Origin of the sequence: Streptomyces akebiae, from assembly GCF_019599145.1 — a bacterium.
Taxonomy (GTDB): domain Bacteria; phylum Actinomycetota; class Actinomycetes; order Streptomycetales; family Streptomycetaceae; genus Streptomyces; species Streptomyces akebiae.
The window spans coordinates 6347691-6363187 of the sequence record NZ_CP080647.1 but is presented as its reverse complement, the minus strand read 5'-3'; the positions used below and the strand labels follow the sequence as shown (position 1 = coordinate 6363187).

At 69.6% G+C, this 15497-nt stretch carries 18 protein-coding genes, 1 tRNA gene and 1 pseudogene; 6 read left to right on the top strand and 14 right to left on the bottom strand.

Annotated elements, in window-relative coordinates; all coding sequences use genetic code 11:
• Positions 1-142 precede the first annotated feature (142 nt).
• The 3 genes and pseudogenes from K1J60_RS27405 to K1J60_RS27395 form a co-directional block, all read left to right on the top strand.
• Positions 143-601, top strand: a pseudogene (locus K1J60_RS27405) (HNH endonuclease); the annotation flags it as partial.
• The gene (locus K1J60_RS27400) at positions 598-1266 is read left to right on the top strand and encodes an HNH endonuclease (RefSeq protein ID WP_220648510.1); all 669 of its coding nucleotides are present in this window, start codon (positions 598-600) and stop codon (positions 1264-1266) included. The pseudogene K1J60_RS27405 and the gene K1J60_RS27400, both read left to right, overlap by 4 nt.
• Before the next feature lie 23 nt (positions 1267-1289).
• A tRNA-Leu gene (locus K1J60_RS27395) sits at positions 1290-1375 on the top strand.
• Positions 1376-1416: 41 nt separating this feature from the next.
• On the opposite strand, the gene rdgB is transcribed toward K1J60_RS27395, so the two are convergent.
• The 4 genes from rdgB to K1J60_RS27375 form a co-directional block, all read right to left on the bottom strand.
• Complete coding sequence (gene rdgB / locus K1J60_RS27390) at positions 1417-2019, bottom strand: RdgB/HAM1 family non-canonical purine NTP pyrophosphatase (RefSeq protein WP_220648509.1); 603 nt, start codon at positions 2017-2019, stop codon at positions 1417-1419.
• Between the two features lie 41 nt (positions 2020-2060).
• Positions 2061-2459: a hypothetical protein gene (locus K1J60_RS27385; RefSeq protein WP_220648508.1), complete on the bottom strand. Its 399-nt coding sequence runs from the start codon at positions 2457-2459 to the stop codon at positions 2061-2063.
• A 159-nt stretch (positions 2460-2618) separates the two neighbouring features.
• Entirely contained in the window at positions 2619-3356 is a 738-nt protein-coding gene (gene rph, locus K1J60_RS27380) for a ribonuclease PH (protein ID WP_220648507.1), read from the bottom strand.
• 68 nt (positions 3357-3424) lie between these two features.
• A complete protein-coding gene (locus K1J60_RS27375) occupies positions 3425-3658 on the bottom strand; it encodes a glucose PTS transporter subunit EIIB (protein WP_033525024.1) in 234 nt (77 codons plus the stop codon).
• 278 nt (positions 3659-3936) lie between these two features.
• On the opposite strand from K1J60_RS27375, the gene K1J60_RS27370 reads away from it, so the two are divergent.
• A complete protein-coding gene (locus K1J60_RS27370) occupies positions 3937-5214 on the top strand; it encodes a PTS transporter subunit EIIC (protein ID WP_220648506.1) in 1278 nt (425 codons plus the stop codon).
• A 149-nt stretch (positions 5215-5363) separates the two neighbouring features.
• Here K1J60_RS27370 and K1J60_RS27365 read toward each other — a convergent pair whose 3' ends face one another.
• From K1J60_RS27365 to clpS, 9 genes are all read right to left on the bottom strand, one after another.
• Positions 5364-6116: an MBL fold metallo-hydrolase gene (locus K1J60_RS27365; RefSeq protein ID WP_033525022.1), complete on the bottom strand. Its 753-nt coding sequence runs from the start codon at positions 6114-6116 to the stop codon at positions 5364-5366.
• Positions 6117-6555: 439 nt separating this feature from the next.
• Complete coding sequence (locus tag K1J60_RS27360) at positions 6556-7506, bottom strand: PLP-dependent cysteine synthase family protein (RefSeq protein WP_045560656.1); 951 nt, start codon at positions 7504-7506, stop codon at positions 6556-6558.
• A 6-nt stretch (positions 7507-7512) separates the two neighbouring features.
• Positions 7513-7791, bottom strand: coding sequence for a MoaD/ThiS family protein (locus tag K1J60_RS27355; RefSeq protein WP_013003250.1), 279 nt, complete (start codon positions 7789-7791; stop codon positions 7513-7515).
• Positions 7792-7919: 128 nt separating this feature from the next.
• Positions 7920-8015 carry a putative leader peptide gene (locus K1J60_RS46925; protein ID WP_309474684.1) on the bottom strand — a complete coding sequence of 32 codons (96 nt, stop codon included), beginning with the start codon at positions 8013-8015 and terminating at the stop codon, positions 7920-7922.
• 156 nt (positions 8016-8171) lie between these two features.
• On the bottom strand, positions 8172-9239 hold the full coding sequence (locus K1J60_RS27350; protein WP_220648505.1) for a LacI family DNA-binding transcriptional regulator: 1068 nt from the start codon (positions 9237-9239) through the stop codon (positions 8172-8174).
• A gap of 88 nt (positions 9240-9327) precedes the next feature.
• Positions 9328-9750, bottom strand: a complete 423-nt coding sequence (locus tag K1J60_RS27345) for a Mov34/MPN/PAD-1 family protein (protein WP_033525019.1) — start codon at positions 9748-9750, stop codon at positions 9328-9330.
• Positions 9751-9848: 98 nt separating this feature from the next.
• Positions 9849-11294, bottom strand: a complete 1446-nt coding sequence (locus tag K1J60_RS27340) for an amino acid permease (protein WP_220648504.1) — start codon at positions 11292-11294, stop codon at positions 9849-9851.
• Between the two features lie 350 nt (positions 11295-11644).
• Complete coding sequence (locus K1J60_RS27335; RefSeq protein WP_220648503.1) at positions 11645-12247, bottom strand: DUF2017 domain-containing protein; 603 nt, start codon at positions 12245-12247, stop codon at positions 11645-11647.
• An 11-nt stretch (positions 12248-12258) separates the two neighbouring features.
• The gene (gene clpS / locus K1J60_RS27330) at positions 12259-12576 is read right to left on the bottom strand and encodes an ATP-dependent Clp protease adapter ClpS (protein WP_220648502.1); all 318 of its coding nucleotides are present in this window, start codon (positions 12574-12576) and stop codon (positions 12259-12261) included.
• Between the two features lie 122 nt (positions 12577-12698).
• On the opposite strand from clpS, the gene K1J60_RS27325 reads away from it, so the two are divergent.
• Positions 12699-14027: a nicotinate phosphoribosyltransferase gene (locus K1J60_RS27325; protein ID WP_220648501.1), complete on the top strand. Its 1329-nt coding sequence runs from the start codon at positions 12699-12701 to the stop codon at positions 14025-14027.
• 312 nt (positions 14028-14339) lie between these two features.
• Positions 14340-14927, top strand: coding sequence for an isochorismatase family protein (locus K1J60_RS27320; protein WP_033525012.1), 588 nt, complete (start codon positions 14340-14342; stop codon positions 14925-14927).
• 137 nt (positions 14928-15064) lie between these two features.
• Here the strand turns inward: K1J60_RS27320 and K1J60_RS27315 are convergent, their stop codons facing one another.
• Entirely contained in the window at positions 15065-15418 is a 354-nt protein-coding gene (locus K1J60_RS27315) for a hypothetical protein (protein WP_220648500.1), read from the bottom strand.
• Between the last annotated feature and the right edge of the window lie 79 nt (positions 15419-15497).

Genomic DNA, 15497 nt, shown 5'->3' with positions numbered 1-15497 from the left:
GAAGTGATCCGGTACGAGCCGTTCCGCATTTCAGGCGTGACTGTCCGATCAGCGGTTCGTTACTCCATACGAGCCACGAACAGGTGGCCGGGAGGGAGAGGAACCGATGAGAGCCAGTGCGTACCCGAAGGAACGGCTGGAGACAAAGGGGATCCTTCAAGAGGCTGTTGCGGCGTCGACGAACATGTGCGAAGTCCTTCGGCGTCTCGGGCTTGAGGTCGTCGGTGGACACCACACGCACATCAGTCGCCGGATCAGGGCGTACGGCATCGACACCTCGCACTTCCAGGTGCCGACCCAGCGGGGCAAGGCATGGCGTCCCCGAACGCCAGAAGGCCTGCTCGTCGAGCAGCAGACCGGCCAGGCTCGACGCCTCCCGAGCGATCGGCTCAAGTGGGCGATGACGACCACGGGCGTACCGGAGCGATGCGCCATGTGCGGTACGGACGCGGTTTGGCGAGGGCACCCGCTTCCCCTGGAGGTCGACCACATCAACGGCAACTGGCGCGACAACCGCATCGAGAACCTGCGATTCCTGTGCCCCAACTGCCACTCGACGACGGACACTTACCGGGGGCGCGGCAAAGGGCGCACCTCATGAGCAGCGGCGTGCAGTACACCCGGGAGCGGCTGGAAGAAGCAGCAGCGCAGTGCTCCGACATCGAGGAAGTCATCTCCTTCTTCGGCACCCGGCCATACGACCAACTGCGCCGCCATCTCTTTCGGCGCTTCGATCACTTCGGGATCGACGTGTCGCACATGCCCCGTCAGAGGCGAGCGAGGGCAGCGCCGGCCAGACCAGCCGCCGACGAGCTGCGCCGAGCGGTCGAGGGAGCAACCTCCATTGCGGATGCGCTCCGTACGCTGGGGATGGAGCCCTACAACAGCAGGTTGCGCGCCCAGTTCCGCTGCTGGGTGATCGAGGACGGTCTCAACACTTCCCACTTCCTGGGGCAGGCCCATCAACGAGGTGGGCCGGGCACCACACCTCTCAGGCAGGCCGGAGACATCCTGGTCCAGCACGAAGGCACCCGTCGGACGAGAACGCACCTACTACGTAGGGCGCTCTCGGAAGTGGGCGAACCCGAGGAGTGCGCCGAGTGCGGAATCGGACCCACGTGGCTCAGCAAGCCCATGACGCTGGAGGTCGATCACATCAACGGGGACTGGAGCGACGACCGGCGCGAGAACCTGCGGTTACTGTGCCCCACTTGCCACGCGATCACGAGCACGTGGTGCCGGGGTGGACGTCGACAGCGAAGCTAGCCCGCTACGATGGCTGACAGCCAGCGGCCGTTGCTGAATGGTATAAGCAGAGGTTTTAGGTGCCTCGGGGCATTTGCCCATGTGGGTTCGACTCCCATCGGCCGCACCACCAGAGGGGCCGCCTGACGGGGCGGCCCCTCTTCTCTTGGCTCAGCCCAGCAACTCCCGCACCACCGGCACCAACCCCCGGAACGCCTTCCCCCGATGGCTGATCGCGTTCTTCTCCTCCGCCGTCAGCTGGGCGCAGCTCCTCGTGTCGCCCTCCGGCTGCAGGATCGGGTCGTAGCCGAAACCGTTCGTGCCCACCGGCGCATGCCGCAGCGCGCCCCGCAGCTGCCCCTCGACCACCCGCTCCGTGCCGTCCGGCAGGGCCAGGGCCGCCGCGCACGCGAAGTGAGCCCCCCGGTGTTCGTCGGCGATGTCGCCGAGCTGGGCCAGGAGCAGTTCCAGGTTGGCCTTGTCGTCGCCGTGGCGGCCCGCCCAGCGGGCGGAGAAGATGCCGGGGGCGCCGCCCAGGACGTCGACGCAGAGGCCGGAGTCGTCGGCGATGGCGGGCAGGCCGGTGGCGCGGGCGAGGGCGTGGGCCTTCAGCAGGGCGTTCTCGGCGAAGGTGACGCCGGTCTCCTTGACGTCGGGGATGTCCGGGTAGGCGTCCGCCCCGACGAGGTCGTGGCTCAGGCCGGCGTCGGCGAGGATGGCCTTGAGCTCGGTGAGCTTGCCGGCGTTGCGGGTGGCGAGGATCAGGCGGGTCATGCCCACCAGTATCGCGATCCCCGCCGCCCGGTTCGCTCGGGTTACGACGTGCAGACCTTCGTCAGTTCGCCCGCCGCGTCGGTGATGCCGCTGATGTCGGGGGTGGTGTCCCCGTTCTCCACGGCCGTACGCGTGTCGGTGACGGCCTTCTGGAGCGAGTCCACGGCCTTGTTGACGTCGGCGTTGTCGGTCTTGTCGCCGATCTCGTCGAGGTTCTTGTCGATGGAGGTGAGGGACTCCTCCAGCTGCGTGGGGTCGTCCGCCGCGTTCTGCACGGCCTGCTGGAGGTCGTTCACGCTCTGGGCGATGGCATCGGCGGTCTGGACGCAGTCCAGGGCCTTGTTCACGGCGTCGCAGCCGGTGGTGAGCCCGGCCGTCAGGGCGACGGCGGCTACGGCTCCGGCTATGGCGGTCATACGACGTCGGCGGCTCGCGGCCATGGAACGGTCCTCCTGTTGGATGCAGGCCTGACGGCCCCGGGGTACGGCAACTGCCGATGTGGCCGGGTGCCCGGTGGTGTGCCGTGCACCCGTATGTGCAAGGACGCGGGCGGGGCCGCCGTGGTTGCCACCGGCGGGCCGTCGCTCTTGGTGCGTCCTTTACCTTTCGAGGACCGTATCAAGCGCCTTGCGCTGCAGGAGCGCCAGCTCCGTGCAGCCGGAGACGGCGAGGTCCAGCAGGGAGTTGAGCTCCTCGCGGGCGAACGGCTCGGCCTCGGCGGTGCCCTGGACCTCGACGAAGCGGCCGTCGCCGGTGCAGACGACGTTCATGTCGGTGTCGGCCTTCACGTCCTCCTCGTAGCGGAGGTCGAGGAGGGGGACGCCGCCGACGATGCCGACGGAGACCGCCGAGACGGTTCCGGTGAGGGGCTGCCGGTTGGCCTTGATCAGCTTCTTGCCCTGGGCCCAGGAGACGGCGTCGGCCAGCGCGACGTACGCGCCGGTGATGGCTGCCGTACGGGTGCCGCCGTCGGCCTGGAGGACGTCGCAGTCGAGGACGATGGTGTTCTCGCCGAGCGCCTTGTAGTCGATGACGGCGCGCAGGGAACGGCCGATGAGGCGGGAGATCTCGTGGGTGCGGCCGCCGATCCTGCCGCGTACGGACTCCCGGTCGCCGCGGGTGTTGGTGGCGCGGGGGAGCATGGAGTACTCGGCGGTCACCCAGCCTTCGCCGCTGCCCTTGCGCCAGCGCGGGACGCCTTCGGTGACGGAGGCGGTGCAGAAGACCTTCGTGTCGCCGAAGGAGATGAGGACGGAGCCCTCGGCGTGCTTGCTCCACCCGCGTTCGATGGTGACCGGGCGGAGCTGTTCGGGCGTGCGGCCGTCGATTCGAGACATGCCGCTGAGCTTAGGGGGTGTCGCAGGACACCCCCTCACCGCGTTCGGGGCCTCGGGGCCCCGGGGCTCTACATCATGTCCTCGATCTCCGCGGCGATGGGGTCGGCGTCGGTGCCGATGACGACCTGGATCGCGGTGCCCATCCTGACGACGCCGTGGGCGCCGGCGGCCTTGAGGGCGGCCTCGTCGACGAGGGAGGCGTCATGGACCTCGGTGCGCAGCCGGGTGATGCAGCCCTCGACCTCGTCGATGTTGTCGAGGCCGCCGAGCCCGGCGACGATCTTCTCAGCCTTGGTGGCCATGGCGCTTCTCCCTGATGACCGTGTGGAGCGTTCCGAATCGTTCGCGACTGGTCTACACCACGCGGGGGTCGCCCGCCAAGCGGGGGTCTCGCCGGGCGGGGAACGGGAGGCGAAGGCCCGGTGACATCACGAAGGCATAAAACGGGAATCGCGGGTTCCTTGGCCGACCCCTCGCGTGCTACAACAGGTCTACACCACTGAATGGTGTAGACCTCTCCCGTGCTGCCCTCCCCCACACTCCCGTCCCCGGGCGGCGCCCTGCTCTCATGGAGGAAGTTGTGACCACGGCCAGCGCCGCTCCCGCGGCCGCAGACAACAAGGGCCCCGGCTGGGGCTCCCGCACCATGGCTGTGCTGCAGCGCATCGGCCGCAGCCTGATGCTGCCGGTCGCCGTTCTGCCGGCCGCCGCCCTGCTCGTGCGGCTCGGCACCACGGACATGCTGGGCAGCGAGTCGCTCCCCGGCTTCGTCACCAAGTTCGCGGGCTTCATGGCCGCCGGCGGCGGCGCCATCCTCGACAACATGCCACTGCTGTTCGCCGTCGGCATCGCGATCGGCTTCGCGAAGAAGTCGGACGGCTCGACCGCCCTCGCCGCGGTCGTCGGCTACCTCGTCTTCCAGAAGGTCCTCGGCACCTTCACCGACCCGAACCTCCCGCAGGTGGCCACCGCCGTCGACGGCAAGGTCGTGATGGTGGACAAGGCGGTCAACGCCGGTGTCCTCGGCGGTGTGGTGATGGGCCTGGTCGTCGCCCTGCTCTACCAGCGCTTCCACCGCACCAAGCTGCCCGACTGGGCCGGCTTCTTCGGCGGCCGCCGCCTGGTGCCCATCCTGGCCGCCTTCGCGGGCCTGTTCATCGGCATCGTCTTCGGTTACATCTGGCCGGTCCTCGGCGCGGGTCTGCACCACTTCGGCGAGTGGCTGGTCGGTTCCGGTGCGGTCGGCGCGGGCATCTTCGGCATCGCCAACCGCGCGCTGATCCCGGTCGGCATGCACCACCTGCTCAACTCCTTCCCGTGGTTCCAGGCCGGTTCGTACGAGGGCAAGAGCGGTGACATCGCGCGCTTCCTGGCCGGTGACCCGACCGCCGGACAGTTCATGACCGGCTTCTTCCCGATCATGATGTTCGGCCTGCCGGCCGTCTGTCTCGCGATCTACCACACGGCCCGTCCCGAGCGGCGCGCGGTGGTCGGCGGCATGATGTTCTCCATGGCGCTGACCTCGTTCATCACCGGTGTCACCGAGCCGATCGAGTTCACGTTCATGTTCATCGCGCCCGTCCTGTACGCCATCCACGCCGTGCTCACCGGTGTCTCCATGGCCCTGACCTGGGCGCTCGGCATGAAGGACGGCTTCGGCTTCTCGGCCGGCGTGATCGACTTCGGCCTCAACCTGGGCATCGCCACCAAGCCCTGGGCGCTGCTCCTGGTGGGCCTCTGCTTCGGCGTCCTCTACTACGTGATCTTCCGGTTCGCCATCGTCCGCTTCAACCTGCCGACCCCCGGCCGGGAGTCGGACGAGGAGCTGGCGGAGCTGCAGAAGGCGGAGGCCAAGTAGCCGCCACGGCTCCCCCGAGCACGCGGAAGGCCCCCGGAGTCCGCTCCGGGGGCCTTCCGCGTACGTCGTGCTCGGATCACCTACGTCGTGCTCGGACCCGCGTACGCCGTCTCCGATCGCGTACGCCGTCTCCGATCGCGTACGGCGTCTCAGATCTCGTACGACACCCTGGGCACCGCCAGCTCCACCGGGCCGTCGTACACCGCGCGGGCGTCGACGAGGTTGACCTGGGGGTCCGTCCACGGCGGGACGTGGGTGAGGACGAGACGGCGGGCGCCTGCCCGGGCGGCCGTCTCACCGGCCTCGCGACCGTTGAGGTGGAGGTCCGGGATGTTCTCCTTGCCGTGCGTGAAGGCGGCCTCGCACAGGAACAGGTCGGCGTCGCGGGCCAGTTCGTCGAGGGTGGAGGTGACGCCGGTGTCCCCGGAGTACGTCAGGACCCGGCCGCCGTGTTCGATCCGGATGCCGTAGGCCTCGACGGGGTGGGCGACCCGTTCCGTGTGGACGGTGAACGGGCCGATCTCGAACGTGCTCGGCTTGACCGTGTGGAAGTCGAAGACCTCGCTCATGGAGGAGGCGGACGGGGTGTCGGCGTAGGCCGTGGTCAGGCGCTGCTCGGTGCCCTCGGGTCCGTAGACCGGGATGGGGTCGCAGCGGCCGCCGTCGTGGCGGTAGTACCGTGCGACGAAGTACGCGCACATGTCGATGCAGTGGTCGGCGTGCAGATGGCTGAGGAAGATCGCGTCGAGGTCGTAGAGACCGCAGTGGCGCTGCAGCTCGCCCAGGGCACCGTTGCCCATGTCGAGGAGCAGCCGGAAGCCGTCGGCCTCTACGAGGTAGCTCGAGCAGGCCGATTCCGCGGAAGGGAACGACCCCGAGCAGCCGACGACGGTGAGCTTCATGAGAGCTGGAACCTCCGCGCTGGCGTGAAGTCGTGACAGTCGTGTCAGTCGTGACGTGCAGACGGGTTGCGAATTGCAGTTGGCGGGGTTGCGAAGGACGGACATGGGTGCGGCACGAGTGGTGCGGTCCGTTGAGCGTAAGGCGCAAAAGGGTGGGTCGCTCCTCCGCCAGGGGCCGTTGTGGGCGAACTCACCTGTGCTGTCACCGGTTCGGCTGGTGGTGGGGGCGTCGGAGCGCGCGCGAGCCGGGGTGAGGTGGTGCGGGAGGGCGCGGGGGGCGTGCGGGAGGGTGCGTTGTCGGGTGCGGGTGCGTGGGGCTTCTCGCGCAGTTCCCCGCGCGCCTGAAAAAGCTGGGCTGTGCCCCTGCTTTTTCAGGCGCGCAGGGCCTGTCGCAACCGCAGCCGACAACACGGCCGGCAGAGCCCCCGCACTCCAAGCACTACGCCCAGAGCTGGCCCTGCAGCGTCTCGATGGCCTCTTCCGTCGTCGCGGCCGTGTAGACGCCCGTCGAGAGGTACTTCCAGCCGCCGTCGGCGACGACGAAGACGATGTCGGCCGGCTCGCCGGACTTCACGGCCTTGTTGCCGACGCCGATCGCGGCGTGCAGCGCGGCCCCCGTGGAGACGCCCGCGAAGATGCCCTCCTGCTGCAGCAGCTCCCGCGTACGTGTCACCGCGTCGGCCGAGCCGACGGAGAAGCGGGTGGTGAGGACGGACGCGTCGTAGAGCTCCGGCACGAAGCCCTCGTCGAGGTTGCGCAGGCCGTACACGAGGTCGTCGTAGCGCGGCTCGGCCGCGACGATCTTGACGTCCGGCTTCTGCTCGCGAAGGTAGCGACCCACGCCCATCAGGGTGCCGGTGGTACCGAGACCGGCGACGAAGTGCGTGATGGAGGGGAGGTCCGCGAGGATCTCCGGGCCCGTCGTCGCGTAGTGGGCACCCGCGTTGTCCGGGTTGCCGTACTGGTAGAGCATCACCCAGTCGGGGTGCTCGGCGGAGAGTTCCTTGGCGACGCGTACGGCCGTGTTGGAGCCGCCGGCGGCCGGGGACGGGATGATCTCGGCGCCCCACATGGCGAGCAGCTCACGCCGCTCCTGGGAGGTGTTCTCGGGCATGACGCAGACCATGCGGTAGCCCTTGAGCTTGGCCGCCATGGCGAGGGAGATGCCCGTGTTGCCCGAGGTGGGCTCCAGGATCGTGCAGCCGGGGGTCAGCCGGCCGTCCTTCTCCGCCTGTTCGATCATGTGCAGGGCGGGCCGGTCCTTGACCGAACCCGTGGGGTTGCGGTCCTCCAGCTTCGCCCAGATCCGGACGTCGGCGGACGGCGACAGCCGCGGCAGGCACACCAGAGGGGTGTTGCCCACCGCGGCCAGCGGGGAGTCGTAGCGCATGGGTGATCAGGCCATGCCGCCGGCCACGGCCGGCAGGATCGTCACGTTGTCGCCGTCGGACAGCTTGGTGTTGATGCCCTCCAGGAAGCGGACGTCCTCGTCGTTCAGGTAGACGTTGACGAAGCGGCGCAGTTCACCGCCGTCCACGATGCGCGCGTGGATGCCCGTGTGACGGCTCTCCAGGTCGGTGAACAGCTCGGCGAGGGTGGCACCGGCCCCCTCCACCGCCTTCTGACCGTCGGTGTACTGGCGGAGGATGGTGGGGATGCGGACCTCGATGGCCATGGTGTGCGGCTCCTGTCGGGAGTGGTCGGGTCGGTGGGCGCGCGGCGGCGCGACGCGCATGGTGCGTGGTGCGTGGTCACACGGATGAGGGCGCCGCGGCTCACGGCCGTACGGCGGCAGGATCGGCGTCAACAGATGGCGCTGGCAAGCCTGCACAGGTCGACGTGCAGCCGCGCCACGAGCAGTGCGCCCGGCGTCTTCTCGCTCACGTCGTCAAGAACCATGGGCTCATCGTATCGATTCCCGGTCCGGGTCCCGGAATGTGATCCCACATGCCGGACGGTTTCGGGCCGGGGAGTGAGACGGCGCACCTCAGCGGCGGCACGGTCATGTGCTCGACCGCCGCCCGGCTGTGCGACGGTGCCCCCTCGACGCCTGCTTCAGGCGGATCGCCGTACGACGAGCCGGGTCGGGGTGACCACCGACGACCGGGGGCCGGGCGCCGTCGCCCGGCCGTCCGCCGGGCCGTCGTCCGTGTGGCTGAACAGCAGCCGGGCCATCAGCCGGCCCATGCCCTCGATGTCCTGGTGGACGGTGGTCAGCGGCGGGTCGGTGTGTTCGGCGATGGGCGCGAGGTCGTCGAAGCCGACGACGGCGACGTCGTCCGGCACCCGTCGGCCCCGCTCGCGCAGCACCTGGAGCGCGCCGGAGGCCATGAGGTCGGAGGCGACGAAGACGGCGTCCAGGTCGGGGCGGCGGTCGAGGAGCGCGGCCATGGCGTCGACGCCGCCCTGCCGGGTGTAGTCGGAGTGTTCGACGAGGAGGGGCGACGCGTCCGGCAGGACGTCCCGGTAGCCGTCCAGGCGGTCGAGCGCCGAGGCCTCCTGGCTCACGGGTCCGGTGATGGTCGCGACGCGTTCCCGGCCCAGCGCGACCAGGTGGCGGACGGCCTCGCGGGCGCCGCCCCGGTTGTCGGCGTCGACGTACACGCGGTCGTGCGCGGGCTCGCCGTGGCGGACCAGCGGCCGGCCGCCGAAGACGGCGGGCAGGCCGAGCCGGTCGATCATGCCGGGCAGCGGGTCGTCGGCGCGCAGGGAGAACAGCAGGGCGCCGTCGACGTGGCCGCCGCCCAGGAAGTCGCCGACCCGCGGGTACTCCTCGGGCTCCTCCAGGAACAGGAGGACGGGCTGGGCGCCGTGCGCCACCAGTTCCTTGCGGATGCCGCGGAGGTGGAGGTCGAAGAAGGGGTCGATGAAGAGCCGGTTCTGCGGCTGGCTGGCGACGACGGCGATGGCGTTGTTGCGGCGGGTGACCAGCTGGCGGGCGGCGGAGTTCGGTACGTAGCCCAGTTCGGCGATGACCTCCCGGACCCGTTCGACGACCTCCGCGCGCACCTTGTCCTCGCCGTTGATCACCCGCGACACGGTGGACTTCGAGACCCCCGAGCCACGTGCCACGTCGTCGAGGGTGGGGCGCCGGCCGGGCAGTCGTCGCGTCTGTTGTGTCAACACCGTCTCCGTCGCGGGCCGTTGGGTGCGTGCGCGAGCGTACGCGTGGGCACGACCACCGTAGCCGCGAACGTGGCCCGCCGACGGCTCAGTACGCGTCGACGATCTTCACTTCCTCCTCGGTGATCTCGCCCTCGACGATCCGGTACGAGCGGAACTGGAAGTCTCCGAGGCCGTCGGTGTCGGCGGTGGAGACGAGGACGTAGTGGGCGCCGGGCTCGTTGGCGTAGGAGACGTCGGTGCGTGAGGGGTAGGCCTCGGTGGCCGTGTGGGAGTGGTAGATGACCACGGGCTCCTCGTCGCGGTCGTCCATCTCGCGGTAGAGCTTGAGCAGGTCGCCCGAGTCGAATTCGTAGAACGTGGGCGACATGGCCGCGTTCAGCATCGGGATGAAGCGCTCGGGGCGGTCCGAGCCCGCCGGTCCGGCGACGACGCCGCACGCCTCGTCGGGGTGGTCCTTGCGCGCGTGGGCGACGATCTGGTCGACGAGGGCCTGGGTGATGGTCAGCATGTTGGTCAGGATAAGCAGAAGGGCTGTTCCGTACCGGGGGGTGATACGGAACAGCCCACATGCTGGGACCAGGGGCGCGGGGCCCTTGGGGTGTCGGGTCAGCCGACCTTCTCGAACTCCGTGTCGCGGCGCCCGGTGACCTCCGGGTTGCGGGTCTTCAGCACGGCCCAGCCGATGCCGAGGGCCGCGGCCCAGCCCGCCATGACGTAGAGGCAGACGCGGGAGTCGGCGTCGTAGGCGATGAGGCCGGTGACGAAGAGCAGGAAGACGATGGCGACCCAGCTGCACTTCGCGCCGCCCGGGGCCGGGAAGGACGAGGCGGGCAGGCGGCCGGCGTCCACGCCGCGGCGGTAGAGGACGTGGCTGATCAGGATCATCAGCCAGGTCCAGATGCCGGCGGCGGTGGCGACGGAGACGACGTAGCCGAAGGCCTTCTCGGGGACGATGTAGTTCAGGATCACGCCGATGCCCATGAAGAGCACCGAGATGGTGATGCCGAACGCCGGGGTCTTCGTCGACGACAGCTTGCTGAAGACGCGCGGGGCCTCGCCGTTGTCCGCGAGGGTGCGCAGCATGCGGCCGGTGGAGTACATGCCCGAGTTGCAGGAGGACAGGGCCGCCGTCAGCACCACGAAGTTGACGATGGCGGCGCCCGCCGGGATGCCGATCTTGGCGAAGGCCTCGACGAAGGGGCTCACGCCCGGCGCGAACTCGGTCCACTTCACCACGCAGAGGATGACGGTGAGGGCGCCGACGTAGAAGAGCGCGATCCGCCAGGGCAGGGTGTTGATGGCCTTGGGGAGGGTCTTCTCCGGGTTCTCGGACTCACCGGCGGTGACGCCGACCAGCTCGACGGCGAGGTAGGCGAACATCACGCCCTGGAGGGTCATCAGGGAGGAGCCGATGCCCTTGGGGAAGAAGCCGTCGTAGGCCCAGAGGTTGGAGACGGCGGCGGTGTCGCCGGCGGCGCTGAAGCCGAAGGTGAGGACGCCGAGGCCGATCACGATCATGCCGAGCAGGGCGGTGACCTTGACCATCGAGAACCAGAACTCGATCTCGCCGAAGAGCTTCACCGAGATCAGGTTGGCGCCGAAGAGGATCACCAGGAAGACCAGGGCGGTCACCCATTGCGGGATCTGGGGCCACCAGTAGTTGACGTAAATCGCGGCGGCCGTGAGTTCGGCCATGCCGGTGACGACCCACATCAGCCAGTACGTCCAGCCGGTGAAGTAGCCGAAGAACGGGCCGAGGAACTCGCGGGAGTACTCCGCGAAGGAGCCCGACACCGGGCGGTACAGGAGCAGCTCGCCGAGCGCCCGCATGATGAAGAAGATGATGACGCCGGCGAGGGCGTACATGAAGATCAGGCTGGGGCCGGCCTTGGCGATGTTCGCCCCGGCTCCCAGGAAGAGGCCGACGCCGATGGCGCCGCCGATCGCGATCATCTGGACCTGGCGGCTGCCGAGCCCGCGCTCGTACCCCTCTTCGGGTGCGTCGCCGCGCACGGCTTCGTCGCTGCTCTTGTTGACCTGAGCGGAGGTCATGTGTGGTGCGCCTTTCTCCACGCTGGGCCGATCCGAGCCGTTCGTCGACCCCGGATCGGGTTCCGATCCCCCCGGATGTGATGGAGCAGTGCCTGGTCGGCGATGGCCGACTCGGTGGCGCACCCGAGCGGACATGGGTGGCGTCCGTCGGGCGGTCGTGAAGATTTAACACGGCCGCCATAGTGATCGACTGGACGTCGTGTGGCGCACGGCACAGGGAGAAGCGGACAAAGAACACCCGCGAGGGCATCCCTCACGGGTGCGGTGACACGATCGTTATCCGGATTTGAGTGTCCTCTGAGCGAACACGAGACGAATCCGGGAGGGCCCGAAAAGGCGGCAAAGGGGACTTACGGCATCAACGTCGCGACGAGCGAGTCCTGGAGACCGCCCAGCCACAGATAGGCCATCACCATCGGCTTGCGCGGGTCCTCGTCCGGGAGGCGGTAGAGGAGGTCGGTGTCCTCCTCGTCGACGACGTCGAGCCGGGAGCCGATGGCCAGACGCAGGTCGTTGAGGCAGCCGAGCCAGTGCCGGGACTCCTCCGCCGACAGCTTCAGCACGGCCCCGCCCTCGCCGGTCGCGGCCAGCGCGTCCAGGGAGTGGATCACCGCGAGGGCGTTGTCGCGTTTGCCGGCCCGCAGGTCGTTCTCGGTGAAGCGGCGGAACTCCGAGGAGTACGCCCGCTGCTCCTCGGCCTGCTGGGCCGTCGGGGTGCCCTCGGGGTCGCTGTAGGCGTCCGGGAACAGCCGGAGCAGGACGGGGTCCTTGGGCGGTTCGCTCGGGCCCTCGGCGAAGAGTTCGGCGAGCGGATCGTCGGAGGCGTCCTCGGCCGAACCCGGACCGATCAGCTCCAGGAGCTGCACCGCCAGCGAGCGGATGATGGAGATCTCGACCTCGTCGAGCGCGACGGCCGCGCCGCCGCCGGGGAGCGATTCGAATTGTCCTGGCATCAGGTGCGTCGCTACTTCCGGTCCTGCTGGAGGGTGGCCCACAGACCGTAGCCGTGCATGGCCTGCACGTCGCGTTCCATCTCCTCGCGTGTTCCGCTGGAGACGACCGCGCGGCCCTTGTGGTGGACGTCGAGCATGAGCTTGGTGGCCTTGTCCTTCGAGTACCCGAAGTACGTCTGGAAGACATACGTCACATAGCTCATGAGGTTCACCGGGTCGTTGTGGACGATCGTCACCCACGGCACGTCGGGCTCGGGTACGGCGAAGACCTCCTCCGCCGACTCGGTCTTCTCGATCTCCATGGGTACGGCTGCCGTCACACGGCCCATGCTGCCACCACAGGGGGGTGCCCGCACAAATGCGGGCCCGTGACCAGGGCGGACGAGAAACGGTTCATCGGGAGATCACCAGAAATCGTCAGACTGACGAAATGGGAGTACGATCCCTTGCCATGAACACAGCGGACCTTGGTTTGCCGGTCGACGTCCCCTCGACCGCGCTCTTCACGGACCACTACGAACTCACGATGCTGCAGGCCGCGTTGAAGGCGGGCACGGCCGAGCGGCGATCGGTGTTCGAGGTCTTCACCCGGCGACTGCCGGAGGGACGCCGGTACGGCGTGGTCGCCGGCACCGGCCGGGTGCTGGACGCCGTGGAGAACTTCCGTTTCGACCCGGGTGTCCTCGGCTTCCTGCGCGAACACTCCATCGTCGACGCCGAGACCCTCGACTGGCTCGCCGGCTACCGCTTCGGCGGGGACGTGTGGGGCTACCAGGAGGGCGAGGTGTACTTCCCGGGCTCGCCGATCATGCGGGTCGAGGGCACCTTCGCGGAGTGCGTGCTCCTGGAGACCGTGATCCTGTCCATCCTCAACCACGACTCGGCGATCGCGGCCGCCGCCTCCCGGATGTCCAGCGCCGCCGGGGGGCGCCCGCTGATCGAGATGGGCGCCCGGCGCACGCACGAGCTGGCCGCCGTGGCCGCCTCGCGCGCCGCGTACGTCGGCGGCTTCACCTCCACCTCGGACCTGGCCGCCGGCTTCCGCTACGGCATACCGACGGTCGGCACCAGCGCCCACGCCTTCACCCTGCTCCACGACCGCGAGCGGGACGCCTTCCAGGCCCAGGTGGACTCGCTGGGCCGCGACACCACGCTGCTCGTCGACACGTACGACGTCGCCGAGGCCGTACGGACGGCCGTGGAGATCGCCGGGCCCGAGCTCGGCGCCGTGCGCATCGACTCCGGTGATCTGCTCCTCGTCGCCCACCGGGTGCGGCAGCAGCTGGACGAGCTGGGCGCGACGAACACCAGGATCATCGTGACCTCGGACCTCGACGAGTACGCCATCGCCTCGCTGGCGGCGGCGCCCGTGGACGCGTACGGCGTCGGGACGCAGCTGGTGACCGGCTCGGGGCACCCCACCTGCTCGATGGTCTACAAGCTCGTCGCCCGGGCGGAGTCCGCGGACCCCACGGACCCGCTGGTCCCGGTGGCGAAGAAGTCCAGCGGCGGGAAGACGTCCGTCGGGGGCCGCAAGTGGGCGGCCCGGCGGCTGGACGAGCACGGCGTGGCGGAGGCCGAGGTGGTCGGCACCGGGCCGGTGCCGGACGACCTCCGGGAGCGTCAGCTGCTCGTCCCCCTGGTCGAGGACGGCCGGGTGCTCTCCCGGGAGCCGCTGGACGTCGTACGCGAACGGCACGTGCGCGCGCGGGCCAATCTGCCACTGTCGGCGACACAGCTGTCGCGCGGCGAAGCGGTCATTCCGACGGAGTACGTCTGAGCCGCTCGACTCCGCGCGGGCGGGCGGCGGGCGGGGGCACGCTGGGGGTGGGCCGGAGTGAATGTGGCCGGCGCGCTCTGCCGCGAGCCCCCGAGCGCCCGCGTGGTGGGCCTGTGCCCCGGTCCGCGCATCGGGCGAGCGCCGGATGCCCCCTCCCGAACAGGCCTCGAAGTCTCTAGGCTCGGAAGTTCGTAGTTTCGAGTGCCGAGAAGTACCGAGTCGTACCGAGAAGTGCCGAAGTGACGAGTCCTGCCGCCCGTACCCGCACCCCACCCACACCCGAGAACCGAAGAGTCTAAGGACACCGACACCATGCGCCGCGCCTTGATCGTCGTCGACGTGCAGAACGACTTCTGCGAGGGGGGCAGCCTCGCCGTGGCCGGCGGTGCCGATGTGGCCGCCGCCATCACCGAGCTGATCGGCCAGGCGGCCGGCCCCGGCTACCAGCACGTGGTGGCCACCCGTGACCATCACATCGCACCCGGTGGCCACTTCTCCGACAACCCCGACTACGCGCACTCCTGGCCCGCGCACTGTGTCGCCGGCACGGAGGGGGTGGGGTTCCACCCGAACTTCGCCCCGGCGGTCGCCTCCGGCGCGGTGGAGGCCGTGTTCGACAAGGGGGCGTACGCGGCGGCGTACAGCGGCTTCGAGGGGGCCGACGAGAACGGCGTCTCCCTCGCCGACTGGCTCCGCGCCCGTGACATCAGCGAGGTCGACGTCGTCGGCATCGCCACCGACCACTGCGTACGCGCCACCGCCCTGGACGCCGCCCGCGAGGGCTTCCGCACCCAGGTCCTCCTGGACCTCACCGCCGGCGTGGCCGAGGAGACCACCGAGCGGGCCCTGGAGGAGCTGCGCGAGGCGGGCGTGGAACTGTCGGGCAAGCCGGTGGTGTAGGCCAGGACCGCACCCGCCACGGGCCGCACGTCCCGTCCCCGCCCCAAGCGGCGGGCGGGCGGGAGGGTGGGCGCGGGCGGCACCTGACAGGCACCGGCGGTCACTGCGGTCGGCGGTCGGCGGTCGGCGATCAGCGGTCACACCCGCACGGTCGGCCTCCTCAGGAGTGCTCTGATCGGGTGCCACAGTTCCGGCGTCGTCGAGGCCGGGCAGACCGCGGACGTGCGCCATATCAGGCCGTCCGGGTGGTGCAGGACGGCCGTGATCTCGTCCGGGGTCGGGGGCGCCGCGTTGCCGCGGAGGTAGATCGCCCGCATGCCCAGGTTGCGCAGCCGGGTCAGGGCCCGGGCGCGGTTCGCGGCCAGGACGAGAACCCGCACGGAGCCGTCGTCCTGCGGAGCCCACGACGTGCCCGGAGTGGTCGCCCCGGGCAGGTTCAGGGCGACGACGACATTGCCGTCCGGCAGTTTGCAGAAACCTCCAGCGGCCATGCAGGTCACACCCCCGTGAGCGTCAGTGTCAATAAGAAAACCACACCACGCACCTAAACACGTCCGGCCGCGACCCGCC

What these genes read in the sequence shown, in the direction of transcription:
- K1J60_RS27400 (WP_220648510.1), top strand. Translation starts at nt 598, where the DNA reads ATGAGCAGCGGCGTGCAGTACACCCGGGAGCGGCTGGAAGAAGCAGCA.
- rdgB (WP_220648509.1), bottom strand. Translation starts at nt 2,019, where the DNA reads ATGACCCGCCTGATCCTCGCCACCCGCAACGCCGGCAAGCTCACCGAG.
- K1J60_RS27385 (WP_220648508.1), bottom strand. Translation starts at nt 2,459, where the DNA reads ATGGCCGCGAGCCGCCGACGTCGTATGACCGCCATAGCCGGAGCCGTA.
- rph (WP_220648507.1), bottom strand. Translation starts at nt 3,356, where the DNA reads ATGTCTCGAATCGACGGCCGCACGCCCGAACAGCTCCGCCCGGTCACC.
- K1J60_RS27375 (WP_033525024.1), bottom strand. Translation starts at nt 3,658, where the DNA reads ATGGCCACCAAGGCTGAGAAGATCGTCGCCGGGCTCGGCGGCCTCGAC.
- K1J60_RS27365 (WP_033525022.1), bottom strand. Translation starts at nt 6,116, where the DNA reads ATGAAGCTCACCGTCGTCGGCTGCTCGGGGTCGTTCCCTTCCGCGGAA.
- K1J60_RS27360 (WP_045560656.1), bottom strand. Translation starts at nt 7,506, where the DNA reads ATGCGCTACGACTCCCCGCTGGCCGCGGTGGGCAACACCCCTCTGGTG.
- K1J60_RS27355 (WP_013003250.1), bottom strand. Translation starts at nt 7,791, where the DNA reads ATGGCCATCGAGGTCCGCATCCCCACCATCCTCCGCCAGTACACCGAC.
- K1J60_RS46925 (WP_309474684.1), bottom strand. Translation starts at nt 8,015, where the DNA reads ATGGTTCTTGACGACGTGAGCGAGAAGACGCCGGGCGCACTGCTCGTG.
- K1J60_RS27345 (WP_033525019.1), bottom strand. Translation starts at nt 9,750, where the DNA reads ATGCTGACCATCACCCAGGCCCTCGTCGACCAGATCGTCGCCCACGCG.
- K1J60_RS27340 (WP_220648504.1), bottom strand. Translation starts at nt 11,294, where the DNA reads ATGACCTCCGCTCAGGTCAACAAGAGCAGCGACGAAGCCGTGCGCGGC.
- K1J60_RS27335 (WP_220648503.1), bottom strand. Translation starts at nt 12,247, where the DNA reads ATGCCAGGACAATTCGAATCGCTCCCCGGCGGCGGCGCGGCCGTCGCG.
- clpS (WP_220648502.1), bottom strand. Translation starts at nt 12,576, where the DNA reads ATGGGCCGTGTGACGGCAGCCGTACCCATGGAGATCGAGAAGACCGAG.
- K1J60_RS27325 (WP_220648501.1), top strand. Translation starts at nt 12,699, where the DNA reads ATGAACACAGCGGACCTTGGTTTGCCGGTCGACGTCCCCTCGACCGCG.
- K1J60_RS27320 (WP_033525012.1), top strand. Translation starts at nt 14,340, where the DNA reads ATGCGCCGCGCCTTGATCGTCGTCGACGTGCAGAACGACTTCTGCGAG.
- K1J60_RS27315 (WP_220648500.1), bottom strand. Translation starts at nt 15,418, where the DNA reads ATGGCCGCTGGAGGTTTCTGCAAACTGCCGGACGGCAATGTCGTCGTC.